We start from the raw sequence: 26,912 nt of genomic DNA on the forward strand, positions 1-26,912 counted from the left end.
AGCGCTATAGTGATATAGCGCTCATCGACTATTTAAGCAAGGGGTGAAAAGGATGTTGAAGTATCTTATCAAACGTTTGATTGGTATTATCCCAATTTTATTTTTTGTGTCAATATTTATCTTTTTGTTTGTACATATGATTCCAGGAGACCCTGCGAGGTTAGTGGCGGGGCAGGATGCCAGTTTACAAGATGTAGAAATGGTACGTGAGGAACTTGGGTTGGATAGACCAATTCATGTTCAATACTTTTCCTTTGTTACAAACATCCTTCAAGGTGATTTAGGCACATCATTAAAAACGAAGCGTCCAGTTTTGGAAGAAATCTCTCAGCGTTTTATGCCTACTTTTTGGTTAACTGTTTGGAGTATGGCATGGGCAGTAATCTTTGGATTGTTAATTGGTGTTATCTCTGCAACAAAACGAAACAAATGGCAGGATTATTTAGGGATGTTTGGTGCGGTATCTGGCATCTCACTGCCATCATTTTGGTTAGGACTTATGCTCATCCAATTATTCTCTGTCCAGCTAGGATGGCTGCCTACAGGCGGAATGGATTCATGGAAAAGTTATATTTTACCATCAATAACGTTAGGGGCTGGTGTCGCAGCCGTTATAGCAAGGTTCTCTCGTTCCTCACTTATGGATATTTTAAAGGAGGATTATATTCGGACAGGGAGAGCTAAAGGATTACATGAAAACAAAGTAGTCTGGGGCCATGGGCTGAAAAATGCAATGATTCCAGTTGTTACAATGACTGGCTTGCAATTTGGCTTTCTCCTTGGGGGATCTATTGTCATCGAAACTGTTTTTAGCTGGCCGGGTTTAGGCAGATTGTTAATCGATTCGGTTTCGTTTAGGGATTATCCAGTCATTCAAGCAGAGATGCTTTTATTTGCATTAGAGTTTATTCTCATAAATTTGATTGTTGATTTACTGTACGGGGTGTTAAATCCACAGATTCGATACGAATAAGAATTGGAGGTTAAAACAATGGCAAACGTTGAATTGAGAGAAGAAGTATCGACTCAAACGACGATCAAATTAGATAAATTGTCTAATAAAACTCCCTTTTCGGAGTTTTGGCGAAAATTTAAAAAGCAGCGATTGGCGTTGGCGGCTGGTGTATTTGTAATTCTATTAATTGTCCTTGCACTATTTGGTCCAGCGGTTGCTCCATACTCCTCAGAAGAGTTTGATTATGAACATGTCTTAGAAGGCCCTTCACTAACACATTGGGCAGGTACGGATGCGTATGGTAGAGATATTTTCAGTCGAATTATAGAAGGGACAAGGATTTCTTTATTTGTAGGTCTTCTTTCCGTTTTGTTAGGTGCAGCGGGTGGTACAGTTCTTGGATTAATTAGCGGTTACTATGGTAAATGGTTGGATAGTATTATAATGCGAATCTGCGATGTATTATTTGCTTTTCCAGGAATTTTACTCGCAATCGGAATTATCGCAATATTAGGACCAGGTCTAGGAAACGTTGTTATTGCCATTGCTATTTTTAGTGTCCCTATATTTGCGCGAATTGTTCGAAGCAATACACTTGCGCTGAAATCAACGGTATATGTTGAAGCAACAAGATCCATGGGAGCCAAGGATCGGCGAATGATATGGAAGCATATATTCCCAGGTACGGCTTCAAGTATTATCGTATATTTTACAATGCGTATTGGATCAGCCATTTTAACTGCAGCAAGTCTAAGTTTCTTGGGATTAGGAGCACAACCGCCAACACCAGAGTGGGGAGCGATGTTAAGCAGTGGCCGAGATTATTTGAATACAGCTCCACATGTCACGTTTTTTCCTGGAATAGCCATCTTTCTAACAGTATTGGCATTTAACCTTCTTGGTGATGGTTTACGTGATGCACTTGACCCGAAAATAAAGGATTAATTGTTTTATGAGAGGAGAGCAAGTATGGCAGAGACGATGCTTAAAATAGAAGATTTGAAAACCTATTTCTATGGAGACGATGGAGTAGTAAAAGCGGTTGATGGGGTCACAATTACGATTAATAAAGGGGAAACGGTCGGAGTAGTTGGTGAATCAGGATGTGGAAAAAGTGTTACTTCCTTATCCGTAATGCGGCTTCTCCATGATACTCCGGGTGAAATTGTGGATGGTTCGATTGAGTTCCAAGGGAAAAACTTATTGTCTTTTTCGGAAAAGGAAATGAGACAAATTCGAGGAAATGAAGTTGCGATGATTTTCCAGGAGCCAATGACGTCTCTGAATCCAGTCTATAAAATTGGAAAACAGCTTGAAGAAGCCATTCAGTTGCATTTGAAATATGATAAACAAAAAGCGAGAGAACATGCGATTCAAATGTTAAAGTTAGTTGGTATTCCCCGTTCAGATGAGATTGTAAATGAATTTCCTTATCAGCTATCAGGAGGGATGAGGCAACGTGTCATGATTGCGATGGCGATGGCGTGCAGACCAAAACTACTAATTGCTGATGAACCGACTACAGCATTAGATGTCACTATCCAAGCGCAAATATTAGATTTGATGCGAACTCTAAGGGAGGAGAGTGAAACATCAATTATGTTAATTACACATGATTTAGGAGTTGTTGCTGAAATGTGTGATCGTGTTGTGGTTATGTATGCAGGAAAGGTAGTAGAGGAAACAGATGTTTACACGCTATTTGAAGATCCAAAACATCCATATACTAGAGGTTTAATAGGGTCCGTTCCCAAATTAGGAAAAAATGCAAACCGCTTAGACTCTATACCGGGTAATGTTCCAACACCCAGTAACATGCCTAAGGGTTGTAAATTTGCCCCTCGATGTTCAAATGTATTGAAGGTATGTTTGGAGAAGGAGCCAGTATTAGAAAAGGTTGAGGCAAATCATACATGCAGATGCTGGCTATATCAGAACACGGAGACTGTGGGGGTGTAAAAATGGAAGCGCCATTACTTGAGGTAAAGAATTTAAAAAAATATTTTTCTATTAATAAAGGTTTATTAGGCAGAAAGAAAAAATTTGTGAAAGCGGTAGATGATGTTTCTTTTACCATCAAAAAAGGTGAAACTTTAGGGTTAGTAGGTGAAAGCGGCTGCGGAAAATCTACAACTGGACGTATGCTCATGAGATTGCTTGATCCAACGGAAGGTCAAATTTATTTTGAAGGAAAAGAGATTAGTAATTTAAATGATAATCAAATTCGTTCGTTGCGAAAAGATTTTCAAATGGTATTTCAAGATCCCTATGCCTCTTTAAACCCTCGAATGAAGGTTAGAGAAATCGTTTCTGAACCAATGGTCATTCATGGTATACCAAAGGAAGAACGAATGGAGCGGGTGGAGAAGCTTTTAACAGTTGTGGGGCTAAGCGCCTATCATGCTGACCGCTATCCCCATGAGTTCAGTGGCGGCCAGCGCCAGCGGATCGGTATCGCGAGGGCATTAGCTGTAAATCCCAAATTAATTATTGCAGACGAACCAGTCTCAGCCTTAGATGTTTCCATTCAATCCCAAATTCTAAATCTGTTAAAGGACCTGCAGGAAGAGTTTGAGTTAACATACCTTTTTATTGCACATGATTTAAGTGTTGTCGAGCACATCAGTGACCGTGTAGGTGTAATGTATTTAGGGAAAATTGTTGAATTGGCAGATAAACAATCGTTATATCAAAATCCTAAGCATCCTTATACCAAGGCATTGCTCTCAGCTGTTCCCATTCCGAATCCGCGTTTGAAACGAGAAAGAATCATATTAAAAGGAGATATCCCTAGTCCTTCTAACCCTCCAAGTGGATGTACATTTCATACGCGTTGCCCATTAGCAACAGAAGAATGCAGAAATAAAATACCGCAAGTGAAAGAAATTAACCCGGGACATTATGTTTCTTGTCACTTATTTTGAGTATGCTAGTAATAGCTTGTAATTATTTATAGGGGATGTTCAAAAATGTCAGTCAGAAAGGTTCATATTATTGCCATTCAAGAGATGTACTTGGATGCCATTTCAAAGCAAGTTAAAGAAGTGCTGGGAGATAAAGTAATTATTCAGCCTACTACAATCAAGGATTTGCATAATGATACAGTTGCAAGCGGGGATCTAGTGTTACTTTCAAATAAAAGAATACAAGGGATAGTTACTCAAATTATTCCTAAAGATTGCCCATGCATTATTGCAAAAAGGGATATTAATGTGGCGAATACAAAGGAGTTATTGTCTTTGCCATCTGGGCAAACCATTTTAGTGGTAAATGACACGAAAACAAATACATCAGAAACGATCCAATCTCTTCAGGAGACGTTCTTTGAGCATACCTATATCCCATATTCTCCTGAAGAGACTATTCCTGATTCGATTGATTATATTATCACACCCGGTGAAAGGCACCTTTTACCTAGAGGTTTATTAAAAGTAATCGATATCGGACCGCGGCTTCTAAACATTGATACATTCCAAAAGCTCAATTCAATTCTTGAAATCGATACCTGTTATTCTCAATTGGTGAAACGGTATATTAAATCACTTATATCATTGTCAGATGCAAAAAACGAATTAGCCGGGACAAACAGGACAAAAGAAATTTGGAATACAGCCATGTATCGTTTTGAAGATATCGTAGCTGTTAGCAAATCAATGCGGGAAACTGTTACACTTGCAAAAGGTTTTGCTAAAACTGAAAATGTCATTCACGTTCAAGGTGATGCTGGGACAGGGAAAAGTATGTTAGCTCAAGCAATTCATAATGAATCACGTTTCTCTCAGGGTCCTTTTGTTTCAATTTACTGTTCATCAAGGGATTATCACATAATAGAAAGAGAACTTTTTGGAAGTGAGAGTGATGAATCTATTTCCTTAGGGTTATTTGAAATTGCCGGACATGGATCTATATATATTAAAGAGATTGGAGAATTACCCCTTTTTTTGCAAAGAAAAATTTGCAGGGTATTAAGAGAAAAAGAATTCTCCAGAATTGGAGGAAGTCAATCCATTCCATTACAGGCTAGAGTGATAACTAGTAATACAAAAGCTTTAAAAGAATTAGTAAATGAAGACGCTTTATACCCAGAATTATATTATCTTTTGTCACCCTTTACCTTAAAAGTTCCGTCATTACTTGAAAGAAAAGAAGATTTTATTTCATTAATTGAAAATATTAAATTTCGAATTAAAAGAAACGATATGAAATTTACGAATGATGTGATGAACCAATTTATGAACTATGAGTGGGGAGGGAATGTTAAGGAGCTTTATAATGTGATTTCGTATTTGTCTATCCTAGATGAACCAATTATTGATTTGGAATCCCTGCCTATATATCTTCGACCGGATGAGAGATCAAAGGGATTTGTAAAAATGATTCAAAATGAAATGAATCCCAATGAAATTATCTCAAAAATTGAAGAACATGGCTTTTTAGACGAGAGTTTGAAAATCTTGAGGATATTCTGTGAAGGAAAAAAAAATCATACCTCATATGGGCGATTAGCTTTAAAAAAGCGTCTTGAAGAAAATGGAATGAACCTATCAGAGCAGCAATTGAGAATGAGACTGGAAGTTCTTCAAGAATTAGATTTACTGATTGTTAGGCAAGGAAGAGCTGGTTCAACAATTTCGCGGCGAGGAGAGGAATTCTTAGAGCACTTGAAGTGAAGGGGGGAGTACGTTGAGATTATACATATCAGCTGACATCGAAGGTATATCAGGTGTTGTTCATCAAGAACACACCGCAAGGGACGGACGAGAACATGACCGGGCAAGAAAATATATGACCGATGAAATTAATGCGTGCATAGAAGGGGCGCTTGAAGCTGGAGTAAAAGAAATCTTGGTGAACGATTCCCATGGAACGATGAGAAATGTTCTCCTTGAAAGACTCCATTCAGAAGCACAACTTATTTCAGGCTCCCCAAAAAAGTTTGCAATGATGGAAGGTATAGACGAACATTTTGACGTTGCGATATTTCTAGGGTACCATACCCGAATGGGAACATACGGAGTATTAAATCATACCTTCCATGGGGGAGCGGTTAAAAATATAACGATAAATGGAACAGATTACGGAGAATTCGGATTAAATGCAGCTATTGCTGGCCGGTTTCGTGTTCCTGTGATAATGGTTAGTGGCTGTAGTTTGGTGGCTGAAGAAGCTCGGGAGTTTATTCCTTTAATTAAAACGGCTATTGTAAAAGAAACGATAAATCGAACAACTGCACGGAACCTAAGTATTAAGAAAGCGCATCAAGTCTTAAGAGAGAAGACAATCCAAGCTATACAAGACCGAGAAAACATTCAACCTTTTGTCATTGATTCTTTACTAGAAGTAAAAGTATCTTTTCTTCATTCAGGGCTGGCAGACATTGCAGAAATTCTGCCAGCTGTTACAAGATCGGGTCCAACTTCAGTTGATTTTACTTCTGAAAGCATTCTAGAAGCATATCGTTATATACGCAGTTTAATTATGATGGTAAGTTAAATTAACTGGGCAGTGTGCTGACCCCACTGTGAAGTGTTAAAGACTAGTTCTGCGTTGCTTAGCTAGTTATTTTGATTGGAGGAAAGTTACCTAGTATCCCTCTGGGAATCATATGGTCAAAAAAGGGAAGATAATATAATAGATACTATTCTTTCAACCGATCCGGCAACCCCTGGATCGATGACACCACTACGTCGAGCTTAGCTTCAATCCTGTTCAGCAGAAATAGCGTGACAACAATCGGGAAGCCCAGCTCGCTGATCAATGTGACCATCTGTTCCATTATGTTTGCTCCTCTCATTTAATTCGATTTCTATAAAAAAAGGCCGGTTCAGAAAGAAACCGGCCTCTTCTCATTACACTAATTCATATTCCGTTACGTTTCGCTCTAGCAATCTAGCTCCTTGCGGTTGAACAAAGTCACCGCCATTACCGTCAAATGCGTTAGCTGCAATGATTTGGTCCATCGCTGCTTTGACAGCTGCTGGATCAATCGGTTCCTTTGGATTATCAATCGTTAGTTTTGATGGCTTTCCCATATCAGATAGGAAAGTCATTTCCAATGTTTTCGCCATGTTTTTCACCTCCTTGCGAGTTTAGTTTTTAATAGAAGGTTAGCCTACGATGTCGAAGCTGTCGTTGCGATTAAGCGCAACTAACGGATAGTTTGATAGCGATGCAACGGCTTGTCCAACTGTGAAAAGCTGGTCTGCTGTAGCGGATTGCTTTACGCTGCTGTAGGTTTTTGACTTGTGAATCGGTTTGCCCTTCTGATCCAAACCGGTTTCAAAAACCAGGCGAAGCTTTGTATCGATGATGTTTGCTTGTGCCATGTTGTTCACCTCCTTTCACTTTCTATATACGTTTTTTTGGCAAAAATGGACATGGTGATTTTAAAAAGTTTTAAATAAGAAAGTCTTCCAATCTGCCATCTTTAAAGTTGTATGCCTTCAATTTCTCTCTGGCACCATGCCGCCATGCTTTTACGGCTGATAGGGAAACCTTTTCTTTAGCGGCAATCTCTTGGACCGAAATCTCAAATTGGAAGGTATAGATTACCCACTTTTTTTGGTTGGCTGTTAGGGTGCTGCAAATGGAAAACAGATTATTAATAGGAATAGGCTCGCTGCCATGCGGTGCCTCTATTAATCCCCAAAATTCTTCCTCGGGATAGACGCATTGTTGATCGTAGGATGTTTGTATGGTTAATTCTTTCAGCATTTTGCCTTTTACATAACTGAATGCATAGGTCACAAATTTGCCTTTTTCCGAATCAAATTTCTTCCACGCTTCCCATAGACTAATAAGCCCTAGCTGAAAGAATTCATCTTTGTTTTTATAAATGTTCAGGTTGTTCATGATTTTATGGATCATAGGTTCATATTGTGCTGCGATTTGCTTAAAGCTCTCCACGTTAAAATCCCTTCAGGAAAGCGCGCTCTCTAAGTATTCCCGGGTAGCTATAACATAGAGGGAAAATGACTTTTGTGCGAATCGAAAAAAAGTCGAGTTTCGGGGAGTTTACCCCCTAAACTCGCGAGTTTGCATACCAAACTCCCCTGAAGAAGGGGCAAACTCGCTGATTTTCCAGAAAAATTCACTTTTTTTAAAAACTTTTAAGGTTTATAGAAAAAGCCCATGTACGATTGATCGTTCTCCGCTGAAAAGCCCATTTCAAACAGGTCTTTAAAGTAAAGTTCTTCAAGTTTTTTATTTAGAATGCCGTAGAAGTAGGCGATCGGTTTGGATACTGGGCTTGATTTCATTTTCCGGATTAGCTGCTTAAAGGAATGTATGGCTGTGTCCAGCATCTGGGTCTTATCTTGTTCACGGTTGTTTTTGTAAGCAGCAATCGTTGTCATTTTCCAGAACTCTTCAATGCTCTTAGCATCAGGGAAGAAGTACTTCACAACGTCAACGAATGCATTTGGAACACGATCACTAGTAAAAGTGTGGTCAATATTGGTTTTGCTACGTTTATTATTCCTTTGATTTTTATTAGTTTTAGAAAGATTGATCGTTTTATTAGGGTGGTCCAGCTTTTCCTCATTAGGTGGTTCACTGGAGGGAAAACGATTAAATATGTACAGATTACTGGACTGAGAGCCGTTTTTTCTTTCTGTTTCATGGACTGTGAAAATGCCTATTTCAGATGCTTTGATGATCATTCTTTTAAAAGTGGAACGGGAAATGCCATTTCCGTTGTACTCCTCATGAATGGCTTTTAAAACGGTACCGATTTTTGCATTGGATAATCCAGGGATTTTTGCTGCAAAGCGTGCAAGCCTTTTTAAGCCAACAAGCTCACCCTTAGAGAACTTGTCTTTATTCACAGCAAGCCACATTTCCAAATGAGAGTTAAACTCCTGAAGGTTTTTAAACTGGGAAAACGTTTCAAACTGGTCAACACTGCCTGATTTAAGATTCATATTGCTGCACCACCCTTTCACTTTCTATATACAAATTTAGGGTGGAAATGGTCAGGGTGATTTTGGGGGAGATGTGACGGAATTGTGAACATTTAAAACTGAATCTGATCTCAAATGCGTTGGCTTAACGGTAGTTATGCATATGTTTGGTGCTGAAAAAAACAAAAGAAAAGACCACAGTGTTATAGTTTCATAGTTAAACGAACCCGAATGAAAGTATTTCAAATTTAGATTAAGAGGGAATTTAGACAGGGCTTCTCAAACCTTTGGAGAAATCCTAAATTTCAACGTTAGGTGAATAAAGTCAGTTTCTAGTTTGGAACTTTTCACTCTTGAGGCCAGGGTATAGGATAAGTAACTGTATTTATTCAATCCCCATTATCGCTAACGTATATTTCCTTCGTAGTTTAATTTATATAACCTTCATAATTAATTAGGATATTTTTACATTTTTGTAATTGATCCTTTATTTTACCCTGCTACTATTTTCTTGAATTCAAATATAGGAGGGAATTAGATTGAAAAAAGTATTCAAACCTGTTTTGCTGTTGTCATTTGTTTTACTGCTCCTTGGAAATCTGCTGCCTGGTACTACAGAGACTTCTGCTTCCAGTCAGGAGGGACAAGCATCTGTTATGGATTTAAGGGTAATGACCTACAATTTAAGGTACAAGAATAATTCTGATCCATCCCCGCATACCTGGGAAGAAAGGCGCCCTACCATCCGCCAGGTAATTAACAATGAAAAGCCTGATATTTTTGGAACTCAAGAGGCCATATATGAACAAATTAAGGGTCTCGATGAGGATTTACCGCAATATGAATGGATCGGTGAAGGTCGAGAGGGAGGAAGCAAAGGGGAATTTATGGCTGTCTTCTATGACAAAAACCGGTTTTCTCCTATAGAATACGACCATTTCTGGTTGTCTGATACTCCGGATGTAATTGGATCCACGTCATGGGGCAACACGATTCCGCGTATGGTAACATGGGTGAAATTCCATGACAAAAAATCTGGTCAGCCGTTTTATTTCGTAAATACTCACTTTGACCACCGATCCCAAGAAGCGAGAGAAAAGAGTGCCGCATTAATTGTAGAAAAAATAAAAGAATTTAATCCAGAGCTGCCTATTTTGGTAACAGGCGATTTTAATGCAAATCCTGGCACTAAGCCTCATCAGATCCTTACAGCTGAAGGAGCGTTTGCGGACTTATGGAATACAGCAGAAACTAGAATTAATGAAGACCTTGGTACTTTTAATGGTTTCGATAATCCGACTGGCGGAGGGCCGAATAACCGTATTGATTGGATTCTTTCTAAAGGAAATGTTACTGCAGAGACCATTGAAATTGTGGATTTCCAAAAGAATGGACAATTCCCTAGCGATCATTATCCTGTCATCGCTGACGTAACACTTCAATAATACTAATCTCATAAAATAACGCTCCCCCGGAACACCCGAGGGGAGTTTTTAGCGTTGATATCAAAATGGTAAAATATCGGCTATCAATAAATACTTGTTTTTAGAAGACATAAAAAAGACACCTTCCACACAGGTGTCTAATAAAATCTCTTAAACCCATCAAAATGCACTTTATAGTAAGGGTTATCCAGGCTTGAAATGACCACGCCGCTGGAGCTGGCATGGATAAACTGGTTATTTCCTACGTAAAAGCCCATATGGGAAATGCCAGGTTTATATGTATTCTCTAAAAATACCAGATCGCCAGGCAGAGGATTATCGACATAATAAGAGCGGCTGTAGTACCCCTCTGTTGAATATCTCCCCAGCTGTGAACCGGATTTATTTAGTACATAATAAATAAAGCCGCTGCAGTCAAAACCATCAGGAGTGGTGCCTGCCCATTTATAAGGAACCCCTAGATACTTCTGGGCTTCAGCCAGTAGGGAAGCTGCAGAGCTATTATCTTCTTTAACTTCCTGTGCTGGTTTTTCATTAACAGCAGGGCTCGGTGAATTTTGACCTGTGCCCAGCACCAGCTTTTGGCCAATGAAGATCAAATCCGAAGTTAGCTTATTCCATTCTTTCATTTTCTGGACGGTTGTATTATTTTTTAGAGCAATACTGCTTAATGTATCACCTTTTTGAACTATATAAGATGTTGAGGTTCCGGCGGGAACTGCAGGTGGCGTGGAAGGAGCAGAAGGTGCCTTAGTATTTTCTCCTACTGTGCTTCCGGCAGTTTTGGTCACTTTTAAGGCCTGTCCAGGAAAAATCAAAGTCGTGCTCAGGTTATTCAAACTCATTAAGTCTTTTAAACTCATATTATGATTGAGGGCAATTTTGGAAAGAGTATCGCCCGGCTTGATGGTATATGTATGATTTGTGCTTTGACTTGAAGGTGGCGAAACTTTTGGGGCCGGCTGATTGGCAGTCGCCTCTTTTACCGCCCCGGGCACCTGGAGTGTTTGATTAATAGAAAGGTAATCTGAACTCAAATGGTTTAAAGTCTTAAGTTCCAAAACAGTCGTTTTATATTTTGCAGCCAATTGATATAAGGTATCCCCTTTTTTCACTACATATGTATCAGCTGAAGCCTGGGAGGCTAAAGCAGAAGAAAGCATCGCAGCAGCGGCTATCGAGACCATCTGTTTTTTCACTTTCCTAAATCACTCCTGTTTAATAGAATTTAAATAATTTTACCACATATATCCTCAAAAAGAATGATTTTTTAACAGTATTATACAAAGTTTTTCTTCTTTTTTACATTTAATAGAGTCTGTCGACCTATGTCGAATCGACTGCTGTCTACGTCTAGGGACTTATGTCGAAACTTAGAAGTTTATTGAAGAATAAGGAAGATCTTAGAAAAATAAAATGTTAAAAGTCCCAAAATGCTGAAAATTTAAGTTTCTTGTTAGTTAACTAAAGGATAAATGTGATATAGTATATTTAGTAACAGGTCATAATAGTTAGTTACAAAATTTTACCTCTTTAACTAATAGATTACTCCGATATGGATTTTAATTTTAGACAAATTTTTAGGGCAAATGGAGGGTTTACTGTGTTAACAAATCATCTGGATTTTAGACTGGAGCCAAAGGTAAGGGAATTATATGAGGAGCATAAAATGCGGGCTGAAAAAATAGATTGGGGTTATCACGAATTCCTGCCTTGGGATAAGGCGCAGGATTTCCGGCGTGTTCCGTGGGATGAAAGCCAGGTCACGCTGCCAGGCTCGGTTATTACGGCCGTTGAAACAGCGCTTTTAACGGAAGTGAATCTGCCATGGTTCACTTCGTATCTGGACCAGACTTTTAAAGGTTCATTAAGTGTCATCAAGGAATTTGTCCATACGTGGACAGCGGAAGAGGACCAGCATTCGAATTTACTTGAAACGTATCTTTTGATCACACGGAATGTTAATCCGGCGAGACTTCACCATCTGCATAAACAAACAGTGGAAAATGGCTGGAACCCTGACTTTCATACACCTTTTGAAACGATGGTTTACACATCCATGCAGGAGCTTGCCACCATGGTCTTTTATTATAATGTGGCGAAGGTAGCAGGGCCGCATGATAAGGATTTGGCCAGTATGCTAAGGCGTTTGGCGAAGGATGAGACTTTGCATTATGCCTTTTACCGGGATGTGATTAAGTATCACCTGCAGCTGGAGCCTAATTATTGCTACTACCTGGGAAATGTTATTATGAACTTCAAGATGCCGGGTGCAGTGATGCCGGACTTTGAAGATCGGATGTCTATCATTGCTAAAGAAGCGAACTATGGCCCGCTGGAGTATTTTGATCAGGTTCTGGATGTGATTATTGAATATTGGGAGATTGAAAAATTGAGGCCGATTGCACCGGAAGCGGAAAAGGCAAGGCTGGATATTTTGAAATATCATGCTCGCTTGAAGAAGGTGCGGGATCGGTTTTATAGCAAGAAGTAAATAGAAGAGCCAGCGGGGGACATTCCTTTGCTGGTTCTTTTTACTTGTTTCATAAAAACAAATCCGGGGAATCTATTCTATTAAAAAATGACTGTTTGGAGGTAAAAATATGCTTCAATTTATAGAATCTAGAGACCCCTCAACCATCGCACTTGCCTTTAATGGCAATGCCACGAAGGACGATGCTGAAAAGCTGGATCAATACGTAAGAGAGAATTTCAATGAAGACCAGAAATTCAATATTCTGGCCATTGTGACTGATGTAGATGGAACAACCTTTCAAGGTGCAACAGAAGGGGTTACATTTGACATAAAAAGATGGAAACAGTTCAATAAATTCGCCGTTGTCAGCGACAAAGACTGGATCGGCACGGTATCCAAACTTACCAGCTACCTGCCTGGAATTGAAGTCGAATACTTTGAAGGGCACCAACTTGAAGAGGCCTGGACCTGGATAAGGAGCTAAGATGATTATAAATGGTGAAATTTATTTCGAAAGGCCGGTTCAACCATGAACCGGCCTTTGTCCGTTCCAGACAGACAAATAAGAGTTTTGTCCACGAACGGAACCTGGTACTCTAACGGTCGTGCACTTCCAGTTTAAGTTTCTTTGCCTTTTTCACAACGGTGGATTGGTCAATTTTTAATGCTTTGGCTACTCTTCTGGTGGTTTTATATTTTTGGAATGCGGATAATAGCAATTTTCTTTCTAATTGCTCAACTGCTTCTTTGAGAGGGATGATTTCCTGATGATCGCTGTTTGACTGGAAAGGTTCAGTGATTTCATAGATTTTTTCGGCTTCAATGGTGTCGCCCATTGTATTGATGACGAGCCTTTCAATCATGTTTTCCAGTTCTCTGATATTACCCGGGTATTGGTAGTCAAATAGAGCTTTAATGGCTTCTTCTGAAAATATTTTTTTCATTTTGTATTTTGTATTTAGTTTATCAAGAAACATGTTGGCCAGGAAAAGCAGGTCCTCCTTGCGTTCCCTTAGGGCAGGAATGGTAATGGGCACAACATTTAACCGGTAAAAAAGATCCTCGCGGAATTCCCCGTTTTTCACGAGCTCTTTTAACTCCTTATTCGTTGCTGCAATGATCCTGCACTTCACTTTAAAAGATGATGATCCCCCGATTCTCCTTACTTTTCGGTCATCGAGGACATGCAAAAGTTTTACCTGGAGGCTTAAAGGCATGTCCCCAATCTCATCCAGGAATACGGTGCCATTGCCTGCTGTTTCGAAAAGCCCTTTTTTCCCTTCCTTTGACGCACCGGTAAAGGCTCCTTTCTCATATCCAAAAAGCTCTGATTCAAGCAGGCTTTCGGGAATGGCCCCGCAATTAATGGAGATGAAAGGCATGTCTTTGCGGTCGCTGATCGAATGGATCATATTGGCCATAAATCCTTTTCCGACACCAGTTTCACCCAGTAATAAGACAATGGCGTCCATATTGGCAATATGATGGATGAGATCAATGATACTTTTCATTTCCGGACTTTCAGAGGCTACCTTGCCCCGTTCAAGCCGGGTCCGTTTCAGTAATTCCTGCTTCAGCCACTCATGTTCTGTCTGCAGCCTTTTAAGGTCGGATGCAAGCTTTTTCGTTTCCGTAATATCCTTTGAAATGTTGATGATCTTTTCGATCTTCTTCTCTTTATTAAAAATCGGAGTGCCAGTTACTAACACCGTTTTATTGGCAGCTGTTTTTTGTATAATGGTTACCCTTTTGTTCCGTCTGATCACTTCACAGGTGACTGACGTACTGAAAAATCCCTGTTTCTCCAGCAAAAAAGCGCTTTTGCCAATAATCTCTGTCTCCGGCGCGCCAAACATCTTCTCACAAGATTTACTGAGTCTTGTAAATACTCCTTCGCCATCTGCAATCGTAATGGCTCCAAAGCTTGTATCCAAGATGGAATTCAGGTCTTCAAAGGCATCTTTATACAATTCCAGCTGATTATTTTCCATTAAAACCACCTACTTATTTTTATGATGACAATTTTCATCGGTATTTGATGATTTTTTTCATCAAAACAAAAAGAAAGACCTATAAATACAGTTAAAACCTATGTAATCGGTTTGGCACGCTTCTTGCAAAATACAAATAAATAACCATTTTTAATTTTCTAAAAATTATACCATTGAAAGCCTGCTTATTCTAGGGAGTATCGTCATTTAAATAGGAAGGGGGATAAAAAGTTGGAAATTAACATCAGCAGAATGATGAATGACTTGGAAAACATCATTGGCTTTACAAGCACTCCAGGCAATGGCTGCACGAGATTTTCGTACAGTCAGGAGGATCGAAAAGCGAGAGAATACTTATTTGCCCGAATGGATGAAATCGGGCTGGATGTAAAGGTAGATGCAATCGGCAACATCAGGGCTACATACGGAAAAGAACTAAATAAACCATCCATTATGATCGGTTCCCATCATGATACTGTTAAAAACGGCGGAAAATTTGACGGATTAACAGGCGTTCTGGCTGCGCTGGAAATTATAAGAGTTTTAAAGGAAGAAGAAGTTGAATTAAGCCAGCCGATTGAATTAGTCAGCTTTGCAGAGGAAGAGGGCTCCAATTTTGGCATTACCATGCTTGGCAGCAAGGTTTGTGCAGGAAAGTATGATCTGGAAGAATTAGAGAGTATCAAGAACCCTGAGGGGATATCTGTTTACCAGAAAGCAAAGGATTTTGGGCTGGCCATTGAAAATGCTGAAAGAGACATTCTCCAAAAAGGGGAAGTCGACGCAATGATCGAGCTGCATATTGAACAGGGGCAGGTGCTTGAAAGCCAGCAAAAATCTATTGGAATCGTCCAGGCTATTGCAGGAATGAGAACCTACAAGATTACGATTGATGGAGATTCGAATCATGCAGGGACTACTCCGATGCATTTAAGGTCGGACCCGATGGCGGGGGCAGCTGAAGTCATTTTCCATATTCGAAAAACAGCCAGGGAGGCAGCCCTGCCTACGACAGTCGCGACAGTAGGGAAAATAGAGTGCAAGCCAAATATACCAAACGTCATTCCTCAAAAAGTTGAATTCTATGTGGATATCAGAGATGTTGAAGCCGAGGGAGTCCAAATGGTTTCCAATGCACTGGCTGAAAGAGTGAAAGAGGTGTCTGAGGAGCACTCGCTAAAGAGTACGATTGAGCTTGTTGGGGAATCCGATACCGTTAAGCTATCATCCCGCATCATTAACCAAATTGAGGAAACAGCAAAAGAGCATCAATTTGATTATCTAAAATTAAACAGCGGCGCCGTGCACGACACAGCCATGCTCAGCGGGCTGACTGATATCGGCATGCTGTTCATTCCAAGCAAGGGCGGGAAAAGCCATTGTCCCGAAGAATATACCAGTGAAAAAGAAATTAAAGCAGGCTGTGATTTATTATTGAACGTCGTACGGAACCTGGCGTGTAAAAAACCGGAAAAGCAGGAGATTTAGGTTAAGCTGCTTTTCTATCTTTTTACCATTTATAATTTACGGACTATTAACAATATTTTGTAAGAGTAGAGGAGAGAGATTGATATGATCGAAAAGCTTTTTGAAAGATTACAAGAAATCTATCCGGAAATGGTCAGCTTTAGGAGGGATCTCCACATGTATCCGGAGCTTTCCCACCATGAAGTAAATACACCAGAAAAAGTAGCAGCCTACCTGGAGGGCTTGGGGCTCGAGGTAAGGAGAAATGTCGGCGGCCGAGGGGTAACCGGTTTATTGAAAGGCGGCAAGCCTGGTAAAACCGTTGCTTTGCGTGCCGACTTTGATGCCTTGCCAATCCAGGAGGAAAATGAAGCAGAGTATAAATCCCGCATATCGGGGGTTATGCATGCCTGCGGACATGACATCCATACAGCCGCCCTTCTTGGAGTAGCGAAAACATTATCCGAGGTCAGAGATGAAATAGAAGGAAATGTCCTTTTTATTCATCAATTTGCAGAAGAAGTAATCCCAGGAGGGGCAAAGTCCATGATTGAGGACGGTTGTCTTGATGGTGCAGATGTCATCTATGGCGCCCATGTCTGGTCAACGAATCCTGCGGGCACTGTTGGTGTTCGGGAAGGGGATGCCATGGCAGCAGGCGATACATTTGAGATTCATATTTTTGGCAAGGGTGGACATGCTGCCACGCCACATTTGACTATAGATCCAATTACGGCTGGAAGCCAGCTGATTTCAAATCTGCAGCAGGTAGTGGCAAGAAAAGTGGATCCTGTAAAAACAGCGGTCGTGTCTGTAGCAGCTTTTAACAGCGGTACAGGATTTAACGTCATCCCTGACAAGGCCAGAATCACTGGTACGGTCCGGACCTTTGATGAAGATGTCCGCAGCATGATTGAAAGCTTGATAGGGGAAATTGCCCATTCTACCTGTAAAGCAGTTGGAGCAACAGCCCAGTATGAATATGTGAGAGGTTATCCCGCTGTGAAAAATCATCCGGGTGAAACGAAGCGAATTGAAAAGCTGGCCATAGAACTTTTCGGTAAAGAGAATGTCATTCAAATGCCCGCACAAATGGGGATGGAGGATTTTGCTTATTACCTGCAGGAGGTTCCGGGCACGTTCTTCTTTGTAGGGGGAAATTCAGAAAAGATAGAGGAATTTCCGCATCACCATCCCCGTTTTGATGTAGATGAACGTTCAATGATTGATATTGGCAAGGTATTTATTTCAGCTGTATTCAATTATCTTTCTAGTGAAACGGCTGTGGAAAATATGGCTGCTGAAGTTCAGTCCAATTAAAACAATGGCTCTGTTAAATTTGCCTGTTGATTTCCGCTGCAGGCACTCAGCGAACCCGCGGCGGTCCGGGAGCCTCCTCGGTGCGTTCGCACCTGCGGGGTCTCCCGTTGACACGCTTCTCCCGCAGGACTTTGAATAAGCTTCCTTGTATTAACACCGCACGAAGGAAATGCGAATGCATTTTCGAGGATCTCGTACCTTCTGCTCCAATCAACAGGGTGCTAAGTCAACAAAAAGCTTTAACATAGCCAAAACAATAGGAGGTTTATAAGTATGGATGAGGTTTTAAGGTTTGCCAATAGTGCACCGGTATGGATTTTCGCCAGCATTGTTGTGGCGATTGTCATCTTTCAAGCAGTTGTTTTTATCAGAATTGCTACCCAAACGGCACCGAATATCGGAATGACGAAGGATGAAACCAAAAGAGCTTTGAGAACAGGATTCATCAGCAGTTTAGGGCCCTCATTCGGCATTGCGATCGTTATTATTTCTCTTATTGCCGTTCTCGGAGGTCCGTTTACCTTGATGAGGATCGGGATCATCGGCTCTGCTGCAACCGAATTGACCGCAGCAGGGATCGGTGCCAATGCCTACGGGGTTGACTTAAATTCCCCTGATTTTGGCTTAAAGGCATTTACAACCGTCGTTTGGACCATGTGTCTTGGCGGGACAGGCTGGCTGATTTTCACCGCTCTGGCTACAAAGTCGCTTGGGAAAGTGGAAAAGAAAATTGTCAGTAAAAATGCCAAAATGATGACGATTGTTTCGACAGCCGCGATGCTGGGTGCATTTGCTTATCTTGCCAGCCAGCAAATGGTGAAAGGGTATAGTGAATCCGTTGCAGCGATTGTTGCAGGATTATCGATGATGTTCATTCTATCATTTGCAAGAAAACGGGAAATCCGGTGGCTTCAGGAATGGGCACTTGGAATCTCTCTCGTGATTGCTCTGACCGTTAGCTATTTGACTACACTCATATAAGAAAGGGGATGTATCATGACTGTACCGACTAAAGCTGGAGTGACGGAAGTAAATATCGAGGTGAAACAATCCGCTATGGGCATGCAGGGATTCCATAGCAAAGCCGATTTTTGGGGGCAATCAACCCTATGGATGCTGATCGTTATGTCGTTTGTGCCGCCCATCTATTTTTCATTTATATTAGGCTATCATCCAGGCTGGGGAGCCATTATTGGCGGACTCATCGGGTATGCGGCTTTTATTGGGATTATGTGGTTCCTTGAGCCAATCACCTATTACCCGGTCCTGGGGAAGTCCGGAACCTATATTGCGTTTCTGACCGGGAACATCGCCAATATGTGCATGCCTTGTTCAGCTGCGGCTCAAGAGTCAGTAGGAGCTGACCCGGGTACGAAAAAAGCAGAGATTGCAGGCACGCTCGGAATTGCTGTAGCCTCTTTGACGAATATTGTTGTGGTTATCGCTGTGGTACTTAGCGGTTCTTACATCCTAACCATTATCCCGCAATCTGTGCAAAATGCGCTTCAATTTATTCTTCCTGCCATTTACGGAGGCGTGCTGGGCCAGTTTGCCCTTAAAAAGCCTTTGTATGGTTTAGTTGCCTTTGTAATTGGTATGGCTGTATTGTTCGCGCCTATTTTTAGCTTAATAAAGATTGTGTTGTGTGTAGCCATTACCATTGCCGTTGTTCTTTTTCTTGAAAAGTCGAAAGGCAGTGTGTCTGAATAAAAGAGACTACTGGAAAAATACTCGCAAACTAATTCCCCTTCAGCTTAGAGAAAGATTGGAGGGGGATTTTTTAGTGGGAAAATAAAATTGCTGGGGAGCTGTTGTGAAATGGATAAAGACATTTGCTTTTCTTCTGCCCAAAATCTTGCCAAGGCTATCCATGAACGTGAATTATCCGTTCGTGAGGTAATGGAAGCACACATCAAACAAATTAAACGGGTGAACTCGCAGGTAAATGCGATTGTTTCCCTTAATGAGGAAGTGGCTTTAAAGGAAGCTGCAAAAGCGGATGAGGCGCTGGAAGCTGGCAAACCGGTTGGGCCTTTTCATGGTCTTCCGATTGCCATAAAGGATACTCATAATGCCATCGGCTTTCCTGCCACAAGCGGTTCGCTGGCGCTTCGCGACCATTATCCGAGTGAGGATGACCTGATCGTCGAAAGACTGCGCAGTGCTGGAGCCATTGTCATTGGTAAAACAAACGTTCCGGAATTTGCGGCAGGGGCCCATACCTTTAATGAGGTTTTTGGCGCTACACGAAATCCTTACGACCTAGGCAAAACAGCGGGCGGAAGCAGCGGGGGAGCAGCTGCAGCCGTGACATGCGGCATGATCCCCTTTGCGGATGGAAGCGATATGGGAGGTTCCTTGCGCTATCCTGCCTGCTTTAATAACGTGGTTGGGCTGAGAACGTCTCCCGGCCGCATCCCGCTTCCGAAAGCGGCCCTCTATTCTCCTCTTGGGGTTCAGGGTCCAATTGCACGGAGTGTGGATGATGCCTTTTTCATGATGTCCGTGATTTCCGGTCCTGACAATCGGTCACCGCTTTCGATTGAGGAACCCGGTGAAAAGTTTCTTGAGCCGGTTCAGCCTGATTTAAAGGGGCTCCGGATCGCATATTCCACTGACTTTGGAGGCATCCTTCCGGTTGAGCCGGAGGTAAGAAGCAACCTTGAGGAACAGGTGAAGGTCTTCCAGGACTTGGGGTGTCAGGTGGAAGAAGCGTGCCCGGATTTGCATGAAGCGGAGGAAGTGTTCCAGGTGCTCCGTGCATGGGAGTTCGAACTTTCCTATTCCGAAATCTTTAACCGATTCCGTGAGTTAATAAAGCCGAGTGTCATTTGGAATATCGAAAAGGGCAGAAACCTGAGTGGTCCGGATATCGGCCGTGCTGAGAGGCTCCGCACGCTTCTTTACAATCGCATGCGTGCGTTCTTTACCCAATATGACGCACTCATTCTCCCGGTAACCCAGGTTGCCGCCTTTGATGTAAACCTTGAATACCCTGTGCAGATCAGCGGAGTGAAAATGGAGAACTACATTGATTGGATGCGCTCCTGCTACTATATTTCTGCTGTTGGCAATCCATCCCTCTCGATTCCAAGCGGCTTTACTTCAGGCGGAACCCCGCTTGGCCTCCAAATCGTCGGACCGCATCGGGCAGACTTCGAAGTTCTAAAAATCGGCCGTGCATTCGAACACGCAACAGGGTATGGAAAGATGCGTCCCGAAATAGCATTGGGGGAGAAAATAAATTAAGGTACCAGGTACCACCCGCATTTTCTTGTTTCACAGATCTTAAAGAAGTTGCCATCGGTGATTTGGCTATAAGCATAAAAGCAGAGTTATTGTCTTCGGGCGACTGACTCTGTTTTTTTGATTTAGGAAAGAACCTCTCGCTTACTCATTTGCTGTTTAACTTTGTAGAACAAAATCTTTTCCTGGGAAATTTGAGAAGAACATGTCGATTTCCCCCTCGTTAAGGTTCCTGATTCCATCCTTCTAAAGGACTATACCCCGATAATTCAACTGATTCTTCTTACTTATTTTCCCGTTTTATAAAGGTAGTATTGTGTAAAAGGTAGAATAATCCACATTGTATCCAATATTCAATCTATTTTAAATAGTCAGATTAGTCAGGAGGGAATGTATGAAGAAAAAATCATTGCTTGCAGGAAGCCTTGCATTTTTTTTAGCAGGGGCACCACTTGTGTCTGCGCACGATGAGCTGTCTGATGAAGGGGATGGCAAGTGGCAGGATGTTGAAGGGTATGGGCAAGTGAATCCCATTACAGTCATTGAAGGCGGTAAAAATGTTGAGAATCTGAAGGAAGTAGCAGCTGTTCCATGGGCCGGGCTAGACGGGGTGAATAACCGGACAGCCGATGTATACGCTCATAAAGGATTTGCCTATGTGGCGACAAAAGCACAAAACTCAACAGGGGTTAGGGTTTTTGATATGAAGGATCCGTCCAGCCCGGTTGAAGTCTCTGCATTTGCGGATGATCGACCTGGAACCTGGCAGGAAAAGGTCGTAGTCAAATCAGTAAGTACACCTTATTTTAAAGGGGATCTTGCAGCGGTGTCCGTTCAGCAATGGAGCCGGAATACGGTTGGGGGAGGAACCGTTTTATATGATGTTTCCGACCCGTTATCTCCAAAGAAGCTGGGCTTCTGGGAGCTGCCGGAATCCGTAACGGGAACCCATGAGCTTTATTTGACAACTCAAGGAAACAGAACCCTGCTGCTGACGGCTAACTCGAATGCTAATTACTATTCGCAGGGCGAAGTGCAGGATTTTGTGATTCTGGATGTCACTGATCCAGCGAAACCGACTCCGGTATTTGAATGGGATCCTTCTGAACTTGAATCCACTTATAGCGGAGCATACTTTAAAGACCGTGATGGTGTGAATAGAAGGGCGTTCGCACACAGTGTGATGACAGATGTGACCGGGAACTATGCCTATGTTTCATTTTGGGATATGGGAACATTGATTTTTGATATTTCCTCGCCTGAAAATGCCGAGCTTATCGGCAGGACAAGCTTTGAGCGGAATGTTCAGGGGGCTGCGCATTCTGTTGCACTTGCCAAGGGCGGCACAGTGTTAATAGAGAATAGAGAGGTATTCAATCCAGATCCTAGTGACCCAGGGTTTGAAAGAGGATGGGGCTATGTCCGCATGTATGATATTAAGGACAAGAGCAATCCTGTGCTGATTGGGGACTACCGATCCTTTAATTCAGCGACACAAATAAAAGCAGGTGAAAGGGCAGCCGGGCGCTATACCGTTCATGACCCGAAAGTGGTAGGCAATACCCTTTATCTATCCCATTACTCAGATGGTGTTCGAATGGTGGATATTACTGATCCTTCAAAACCGGTGGAAATCGGATCTTATGTTCCTAAAAATGCAGATATTTGGGGAGTATTTATTGACCGCAACTACATTCTCGCTTCCGATATGCAATCAGGCCTGAAGGTTGTCCAGAAAAATAATGGCGGGACGGCGGAATAAAGGGAGTCTTTTAGATGGGCTTCGATTCGCTTTTTACTAATAAAGGCTTTGTTGATAAAATCGCAGTTCGAATCGTATATTCACCGTGCGAATGCTGAAAAATTGATGCGACGCGAAGTGACCGATATATTGGAAATCTGACCGATAAAATCGAAAACTGACCGATATATTGAAAAAGTGACCGAAAAAATGAAAATCTGACCGATAAACCTGAGATTGTGACCGATATACCCGAACTAATCAAAAGGAAACACCTGTTCAAGCTGGAAATTCCTATGGAATAGAGAATTTTATCCCGAATGGAATAAGAGCAGGATAGATTTTTTAAAAAAATATCAATTATTACTAGTATTGCAGTGAAATATGCGGAGCGAAAAATCGTTTTAGGAGGCCTATACATGTTTAGAAGAAAAACAATGTTTATATTTGTTTTATTGTTGGCCATGTTGATCCCCAGTCTTTCTCTCGCGGATAATATCACACCGCCAAAGTCGAGCAACAGCCAAATCATTCACCAAAGCTTTAGTTCAGAAACGCTGGGCCGCGACTATAATTACAACATTTACTTGCCGACCGATTATAAAACTTCCGGCGAGGAATATCCTGTTCTTTACCTTTTGCATGGTTCTGGCGGGAATGAACATAATTGGGTTGATAGCGGCAATGTAAAAGAAACTGCTGATAAGATGATCGCACAGGGGGTTATCCCTCCATCCATTATTGTTATGCCAGCCAGCAAAAGCTGGTGGGTTAATGGTTATAATGAAGCAGCTGAAACAGCATTCATGAATGACTTGATCCCCCATATTGATGAAACCTGGAGAACGATTGAGGAAAAAGAAGGACGCTTAGTAGCAGGTTTGTCTGCTGGAGGGTATGGAACCGTTAACTTTATTTTAAAATATCCAGAAATGTTTGCTGCAGGTGCAGCGTTAAGCCCTGCTGTTTATGTGCCGCAGCCGCCGAGCCATTCTTCAGGCAGAAGGCATGCTACTTATCAAAAGGATGGCCAATATGATCCTGAAAAGTGGACTGAATTGAACTACACACAATATATTGATGACTATAAGCAAAAAGGCATTAAGGTTCCTTTATACATTAACTCAGGGGATCATGATACTTTCGACATCGCCTACCATGCTGCAGTATTTTACCAGAACCTAAGAGAACACCAGCCGGATCTGGTTGAATTCAGAGTGGTGGATGGCGACCATGAATGGAAAGTATGGAGAGAATCCTTGCCTGAAGCGATGGAGTATATGTATCAATTTGTAGAAAAGTAAGACATGGGGTGCTGATAGGGTCGGCACCTTTATTTCTGATCTCGATCCAATCATTTACAATTGACACTCTCCTCTTTTTCTGAAATAATAGTAAACAATTAAATACTGGTACCTTTAATTCAGTCCCGTGAGGCTGACAAGGACAGCGGAATTTATGATAACCAATGGGCTAGGTGTATCCTGCCCAGGGGTTCTTCATGAGGAAAAAGGCTTCTTGTCGGAAAACGGCGAGAAGCCTTTTTCTTTTCCACCGTCTATTAATATCGAAGAAATCCTTCGGTACCAGTTTCAAAAATTGATTGGAGGAATTGGTATGAAAAAAGTAGATTTGGATTTTTCGTTAGAGGCGGTACCACAGGGGCATCGCAGCGGTTTTTGGAAAATGCTTGTGGTGATGCTCGGTCTGACTTTCTTCTCGGCAAGCATGTGGTCAGGCGGAACACTTGGAACAGGGTTAACGTTTATGCAATTTATCGGAATCGTCCTGGCAGGCAACTTAATCTTGGGGGCTTATACAGGAGCACTTGCTTATATTGCTGCAAAGACAGGTTTATCAACACACCTCTTAACGCGTTACGCTTTTGGTGAAAAAGGGTCGTATCTTTCTTCCTTCTTGCTGGCTGCCACACAGGTTGGCTGGTTTGGAGTAGGGGTAGCGATGTTTGCTCTACCGGTTCAAAAAGTAACAGGACTTGATGCGAATATGCTGATTTTAGTCGCAGGACTGTTAATGACAGCAACAGCCTTCTTCGGAATGAAGGCACTGGCAATCCTAAGCTTTATCGCGGTACCGTTAATCACGATCCTGGGAAGCTTCTCAGTCTTTAAAGCAACAGAAACAGCAGGCGGGTTGGAAGGCTTAATGCAATATCAGCCGGCTGAAGCAATTGGGCTGGCAGCAGCATTAACAATCTGTGTCGGTTCTTTTATCAGCGCAGGTACATTAACACCGGATTTTGCACGCTTTTCTAATACGAAACGTACAGCAGTGGTTTCAACAGTCATTGCCTTCTTTATCGGAAACTCAGTCATGTTCATCTTCGGAGCAATCGGTGCGATCGCAACAGGACAATCTGATATTTCAGAAGTGATGTTCATCCAAAAATTGATTCTTCCAGCGATTCTGGTTCTTGGCTTAAACATCTGGACAACGAACGATAACGCGCTATACGCATCTGGATTAGGTTTTGCCAGCATTTTGAAAATCTCAAAGAGCAAGGTTGTCATCTTCAACGGAATCGTCGGAACACTTGCAGCAATGTGGCTGTATAACAACTTCGTTGGCTTCCTGACAATCTTAGGGTCCACATTACCGTCAATCGGGGCAATCATTTTAGCAGATTATTTCATCGTAAATCGCGGAAAATATAAGAAGTTTGCAGACATGAAGTTTAAGGCAGTCAATTGGGTAGCCATTCTTGCATGGGTAGCTGGTGTAGCCATTGCGAATCTCGTGCCGGGGATTCCGCCGGTTAACGCGCTATTAGGTTCAGCTGTAACGTTTGTCCTGGTTTCAAAAGTGGTTGCTCAATTACAAGCTAAGAGTACAGTCAGAGAAGGTGAGTTAAGAAGTGATTATTAAAAATGCGAAGCTTAGAGGAAAAGATGGCCTATGGAATATAGCGATACAGGATGGAAAAATCCATGACATTTCACAAGGGGAAGTGGAGGCAGCGGGACAGGAAACACTTGATGCAGAAGGATCCCTTGTCTCAGCGCCTTTTATCGAGCCGCATATTCATCTGGATACAACCCTGACGGCTGGGGAGCCGGAGTGGAATCAGAGCGGGACTTTATTCGAAGGCATCCAAAGATGGGCACAGAGAAAAGAAACACTGACGCATGAAGATGTAAAAACGAGAGCGATAACCGCTTTAAAGTGGCAAATTGCACAGGGAATCCAGCATGTCCGTACACATGTGGATGTAACGGATCCGAGTTTAACCGCATTAAAGGCCCTTTTGGAAGTAAAAGAAGAAATGTCCTCCTATGTGGATCTGCAGCTTGTGGCCTTTCCGCAGGAGGGAATCAACTCCTATCCGAGCGGTGCCGAACTGATGGAGGAAGCATTAAAAATGGGCGCGGATGTTGTTGGCGGCATCCCGCACTTTGAGTTCACAAGAGAGTACGGTGTCTCTTCCATGAAAACAGCTTTCGACCTGGCTGAAAAATATGACCGCCTTGTCGATATCCATTGTGATGAAATTGATGATGAGCAATCTCGCTTTGTGGAGGTAGTTGCAGCGGAAGCCTATGAGCGCGGATTGGGCAGCCGGGTAACTGCCAGCCATACAACGGCAATGGGCTCTTATAATAACGCGTATACCTACAAATTATTCAGACTGTTAAAGCTTTCAAACATTAACTTTGTGGCTAACCCGCTCGTGAACATCCACCTGCAGGGACGCTTTGATACGTACCCGAAGCGCAGAGGGATTACACGGGTAAAAGAACTGCTCGAAGCTGGGCTAAACGTCAGCTTTGGCCATGATGATATCTTCGACCCGTGGTATCCGCTGGGCACAGGGAATATGCTGCAGGTCCTGCATATGGGAATCCACGTGACACAGTTAATGGGCTATGAGCAAATCGTAAATTCATTTGACTTGATTACTAACAACAGTGCCAAGACGTTGAATATCGAAGAAAATTACGGAATTGAAGTAGGAAAAACAGCCAACTTAATCGTACTGGATGCTGAAAACGAATATGAAGCGATTCGGAAGCAGGCGGCTGTTAGGTATTCAGTAAGGAATGGGAAAGTGATTGCCGAAACAAAGCCGCGTGAGACATCCGTTAAATTTGGGGAGTTAGAAGAGAAGGTTGATTTTAATAAATAGAAGAATGAAAGACTAGCTCGGTTTTGCTGAGCTAGTTTTTTTACTAGATAGAGTTCAATCAAACGTTTGATTGAATAGTGCAACCAGCATGAGTTCTTGCTACATAAGCTGGTTTAATGGGAAGATGTTCTTAATTCGTTGCCGGGCGTATTCCAGGCCAAATTGTGAACTTTACGAATAAATATTTGAAATTTACAAATAAACAGCAGGAACTCGCGAACAATTT

The 26,912-nt window shown here is 42.0% G+C and carries 25 protein-coding genes; 18 read left to right on the forward strand and 7 right to left on the reverse strand.

All coding sequences use genetic code 11. The annotated features are described in order from the left end of the window. Window positions 1-52: 52 nt before the first annotated feature. From gsiC to IQ19_RS04285, 6 genes are read left to right on the forward strand one after another with little or no spacing between them, the layout of a single operon-like run. On the forward strand, window positions 53-973 hold the full coding sequence (gene gsiC / locus IQ19_RS04260; protein WP_144540226.1) for a glutathione ABC transporter permease GsiC: 921 nt from the start codon (window positions 53-55) through the stop codon (window positions 971-973). 18 nt (window positions 974-991) lie between these two features. Continuing rightward, complete coding sequence (locus IQ19_RS04265) at window positions 992-1,900, forward strand: ABC transporter permease subunit (RefSeq protein ID WP_144540228.1); 909 nt, start codon at window positions 992-994, stop codon at window positions 1,898-1,900. A gap of 24 nt (window positions 1,901-1,924) precedes the next feature. Beyond that, entirely contained in the window at window positions 1,925-2,914 is a 990-nt protein-coding gene (locus tag IQ19_RS04270; protein ID WP_144540230.1) for an ABC transporter ATP-binding protein, read from the forward strand. 2 nt (window positions 2,915-2,916) lie between these two features. Next, window positions 2,917-3,879: an ABC transporter ATP-binding protein gene (locus tag IQ19_RS04275; protein ID WP_144540232.1), complete on the forward strand. Its 963-nt coding sequence runs from the start codon at window positions 2,917-2,919 to the stop codon at window positions 3,877-3,879. 45 nt (window positions 3,880-3,924) lie between these two features. Next, window positions 3,925-5,625 (forward strand): sigma 54-interacting transcriptional regulator, encoded by a 1,701-nt coding sequence (locus IQ19_RS04280; RefSeq protein ID WP_144540234.1) that lies wholly within the window; start codon window positions 3,925-3,927, stop codon window positions 5,623-5,625. 13 nt (window positions 5,626-5,638) lie between these two features. Then, window positions 5,639-6,448 (forward strand): M55 family metallopeptidase, encoded by an 810-nt coding sequence (locus IQ19_RS04285; protein ID WP_144540236.1) that lies wholly within the window; start codon window positions 5,639-5,641, stop codon window positions 6,446-6,448. Window positions 6,449-6,593: 145 nt separating this feature from the next. Here IQ19_RS04285 and IQ19_RS04290 read toward each other — a convergent pair whose 3' ends face one another. The 5 genes from IQ19_RS04290 to IQ19_RS04310 form a co-directional block, all read right to left on the reverse strand. Beyond that, window positions 6,594-6,731: a YvrJ family protein gene (locus IQ19_RS04290; protein WP_019380521.1), complete on the reverse strand. Its 138-nt coding sequence runs from the start codon at window positions 6,729-6,731 to the stop codon at window positions 6,594-6,596. 73 nt (window positions 6,732-6,804) lie between these two features. Further along, on the reverse strand, window positions 6,805-7,023 hold the full coding sequence (locus tag IQ19_RS04295) for a DUF2922 domain-containing protein (RefSeq protein ID WP_144540238.1): 219 nt from the start codon (window positions 7,021-7,023) through the stop codon (window positions 6,805-6,807). A gap of 39 nt (window positions 7,024-7,062) precedes the next feature. After that, window positions 7,063-7,281 carry a DUF1659 domain-containing protein gene (locus tag IQ19_RS04300; RefSeq protein ID WP_144540240.1) on the reverse strand — a complete coding sequence of 73 codons (219 nt, stop codon included), beginning with the start codon at window positions 7,279-7,281 and terminating at the stop codon, window positions 7,063-7,065. Between the two features lie 70 nt (window positions 7,282-7,351). Further along, complete coding sequence (locus tag IQ19_RS04305) at window positions 7,352-7,861, reverse strand: sigma-70 family RNA polymerase sigma factor (RefSeq protein WP_144540242.1); 510 nt, start codon at window positions 7,859-7,861, stop codon at window positions 7,352-7,354. Window positions 7,862-8,064: 203 nt separating this feature from the next. Beyond that, on the reverse strand, window positions 8,065-8,877 hold the full coding sequence (locus IQ19_RS04310; protein ID WP_144540244.1) for a hypothetical protein: 813 nt from the start codon (window positions 8,875-8,877) through the stop codon (window positions 8,065-8,067). Between the two features lie 518 nt (window positions 8,878-9,395). Between IQ19_RS04310 and IQ19_RS04315 the strand changes: the two genes are divergently transcribed. Then, window positions 9,396-10,301 carry an endonuclease/exonuclease/phosphatase family protein gene (locus tag IQ19_RS04315; RefSeq protein ID WP_199749377.1) on the forward strand — a complete coding sequence of 302 codons (906 nt, stop codon included), beginning with the start codon at window positions 9,396-9,398 and terminating at the stop codon, window positions 10,299-10,301. 137 nt (window positions 10,302-10,438) lie between these two features. Here the strand turns inward: IQ19_RS04315 and IQ19_RS04320 are convergent, their stop codons facing one another. After that, window positions 10,439-11,500, reverse strand: a complete 1,062-nt coding sequence (locus IQ19_RS04320) for a C40 family peptidase (RefSeq protein WP_144540246.1) — start codon at window positions 11,498-11,500, stop codon at window positions 10,439-10,441. A gap of 404 nt (window positions 11,501-11,904) precedes the next feature. On the opposite strand from IQ19_RS04320, the gene IQ19_RS04325 reads away from it, so the two are divergent. Further along, window positions 11,905-12,795, forward strand: coding sequence for an acyl-ACP desaturase (locus tag IQ19_RS04325; RefSeq protein WP_144540248.1), 891 nt, complete (start codon window positions 11,905-11,907; stop codon window positions 12,793-12,795). Between the two features lie 109 nt (window positions 12,796-12,904). Further along, the gene (locus IQ19_RS04330; protein WP_144540250.1) at window positions 12,905-13,261 is read left to right on the forward strand and encodes a SpoIIAA family protein; all 357 of its coding nucleotides are present in this window, start codon (window positions 12,905-12,907) and stop codon (window positions 13,259-13,261) included. A gap of 112 nt (window positions 13,262-13,373) precedes the next feature. On the opposite strand, the gene IQ19_RS04335 is transcribed toward IQ19_RS04330, so the two are convergent. Beyond that, window positions 13,374-14,768 carry a sigma-54 interaction domain-containing protein gene (locus tag IQ19_RS04335; RefSeq protein WP_144540252.1) on the reverse strand — a complete coding sequence of 465 codons (1,395 nt, stop codon included), beginning with the start codon at window positions 14,766-14,768 and terminating at the stop codon, window positions 13,374-13,376. Between the two features lie 231 nt (window positions 14,769-14,999). Here IQ19_RS04335 and IQ19_RS04340 point away from each other — a divergent pair, with 231 nt between their 5' ends. The 9 genes from IQ19_RS04340 to IQ19_RS04380 all read left to right on the forward strand — a co-directional run bounded on the left by IQ19_RS04340 (window position 15,000) and on the right by IQ19_RS04380 (window position 26,686). After that, a complete protein-coding gene (locus tag IQ19_RS04340; RefSeq protein WP_144540254.1) occupies window positions 15,000-16,256 on the forward strand; it encodes a Zn-dependent hydrolase in 1,257 nt (418 codons plus the stop codon). An 84-nt stretch (window positions 16,257-16,340) separates the two neighbouring features. Continuing rightward, on the forward strand, window positions 16,341-17,555 hold the full coding sequence (locus IQ19_RS04345) for an amidohydrolase (protein WP_144540256.1): 1,215 nt from the start codon (window positions 16,341-16,343) through the stop codon (window positions 17,553-17,555). 273 nt (window positions 17,556-17,828) lie between these two features. Continuing rightward, entirely contained in the window at window positions 17,829-18,536 is a 708-nt protein-coding gene (locus IQ19_RS04350) for a DUF5058 family protein (RefSeq protein WP_144540258.1), read from the forward strand. 15 nt (window positions 18,537-18,551) lie between these two features. Continuing rightward, window positions 18,552-19,265: a small-conductance mechanosensitive channel gene (locus IQ19_RS04355; protein WP_144540260.1), complete on the forward strand. Its 714-nt coding sequence runs from the start codon at window positions 18,552-18,554 to the stop codon at window positions 19,263-19,265. Window positions 19,266-19,373: 108 nt separating this feature from the next. Next, window positions 19,374-20,804 carry an amidase gene (locus tag IQ19_RS04360; RefSeq protein WP_144540262.1) on the forward strand — a complete coding sequence of 477 codons (1,431 nt, stop codon included), beginning with the start codon at window positions 19,374-19,376 and terminating at the stop codon, window positions 20,802-20,804. Between the two features lie 391 nt (window positions 20,805-21,195). Next, a complete protein-coding gene (locus tag IQ19_RS04365) occupies window positions 21,196-22,563 on the forward strand; it encodes an LVIVD repeat-containing protein (RefSeq protein WP_144540264.1) in 1,368 nt (455 codons plus the stop codon). Window positions 22,564-22,961: 398 nt separating this feature from the next. Then, a complete protein-coding gene (locus tag IQ19_RS04370) occupies window positions 22,962-23,846 on the forward strand; it encodes an alpha/beta hydrolase (RefSeq protein ID WP_144540266.1) in 885 nt (294 codons plus the stop codon). A gap of 313 nt (window positions 23,847-24,159) precedes the next feature. Further along, the gene (gene codB, locus IQ19_RS04375) at window positions 24,160-25,428 is read left to right on the forward strand and encodes a cytosine permease (RefSeq protein ID WP_144541131.1); all 1,269 of its coding nucleotides are present in this window, start codon (window positions 24,160-24,162) and stop codon (window positions 25,426-25,428) included. Next, on the forward strand, window positions 25,418-26,686 hold the full coding sequence (locus IQ19_RS04380; RefSeq protein ID WP_144540268.1) for a cytosine deaminase: 1,269 nt from the start codon (window positions 25,418-25,420) through the stop codon (window positions 26,684-26,686). Before codB ends, IQ19_RS04380 begins: the two co-directional genes overlap by 11 nt. Window positions 26,687-26,912 lie beyond the last annotated feature (226 nt).

The organism is Cytobacillus oceanisediminis (genome assembly GCF_007830235.1).
In the GTDB taxonomy this organism is placed as follows: domain Bacteria; phylum Bacillota; class Bacilli; order Bacillales; family Cytobacillaceae; genus Cytobacillus; species Cytobacillus oceanisediminis.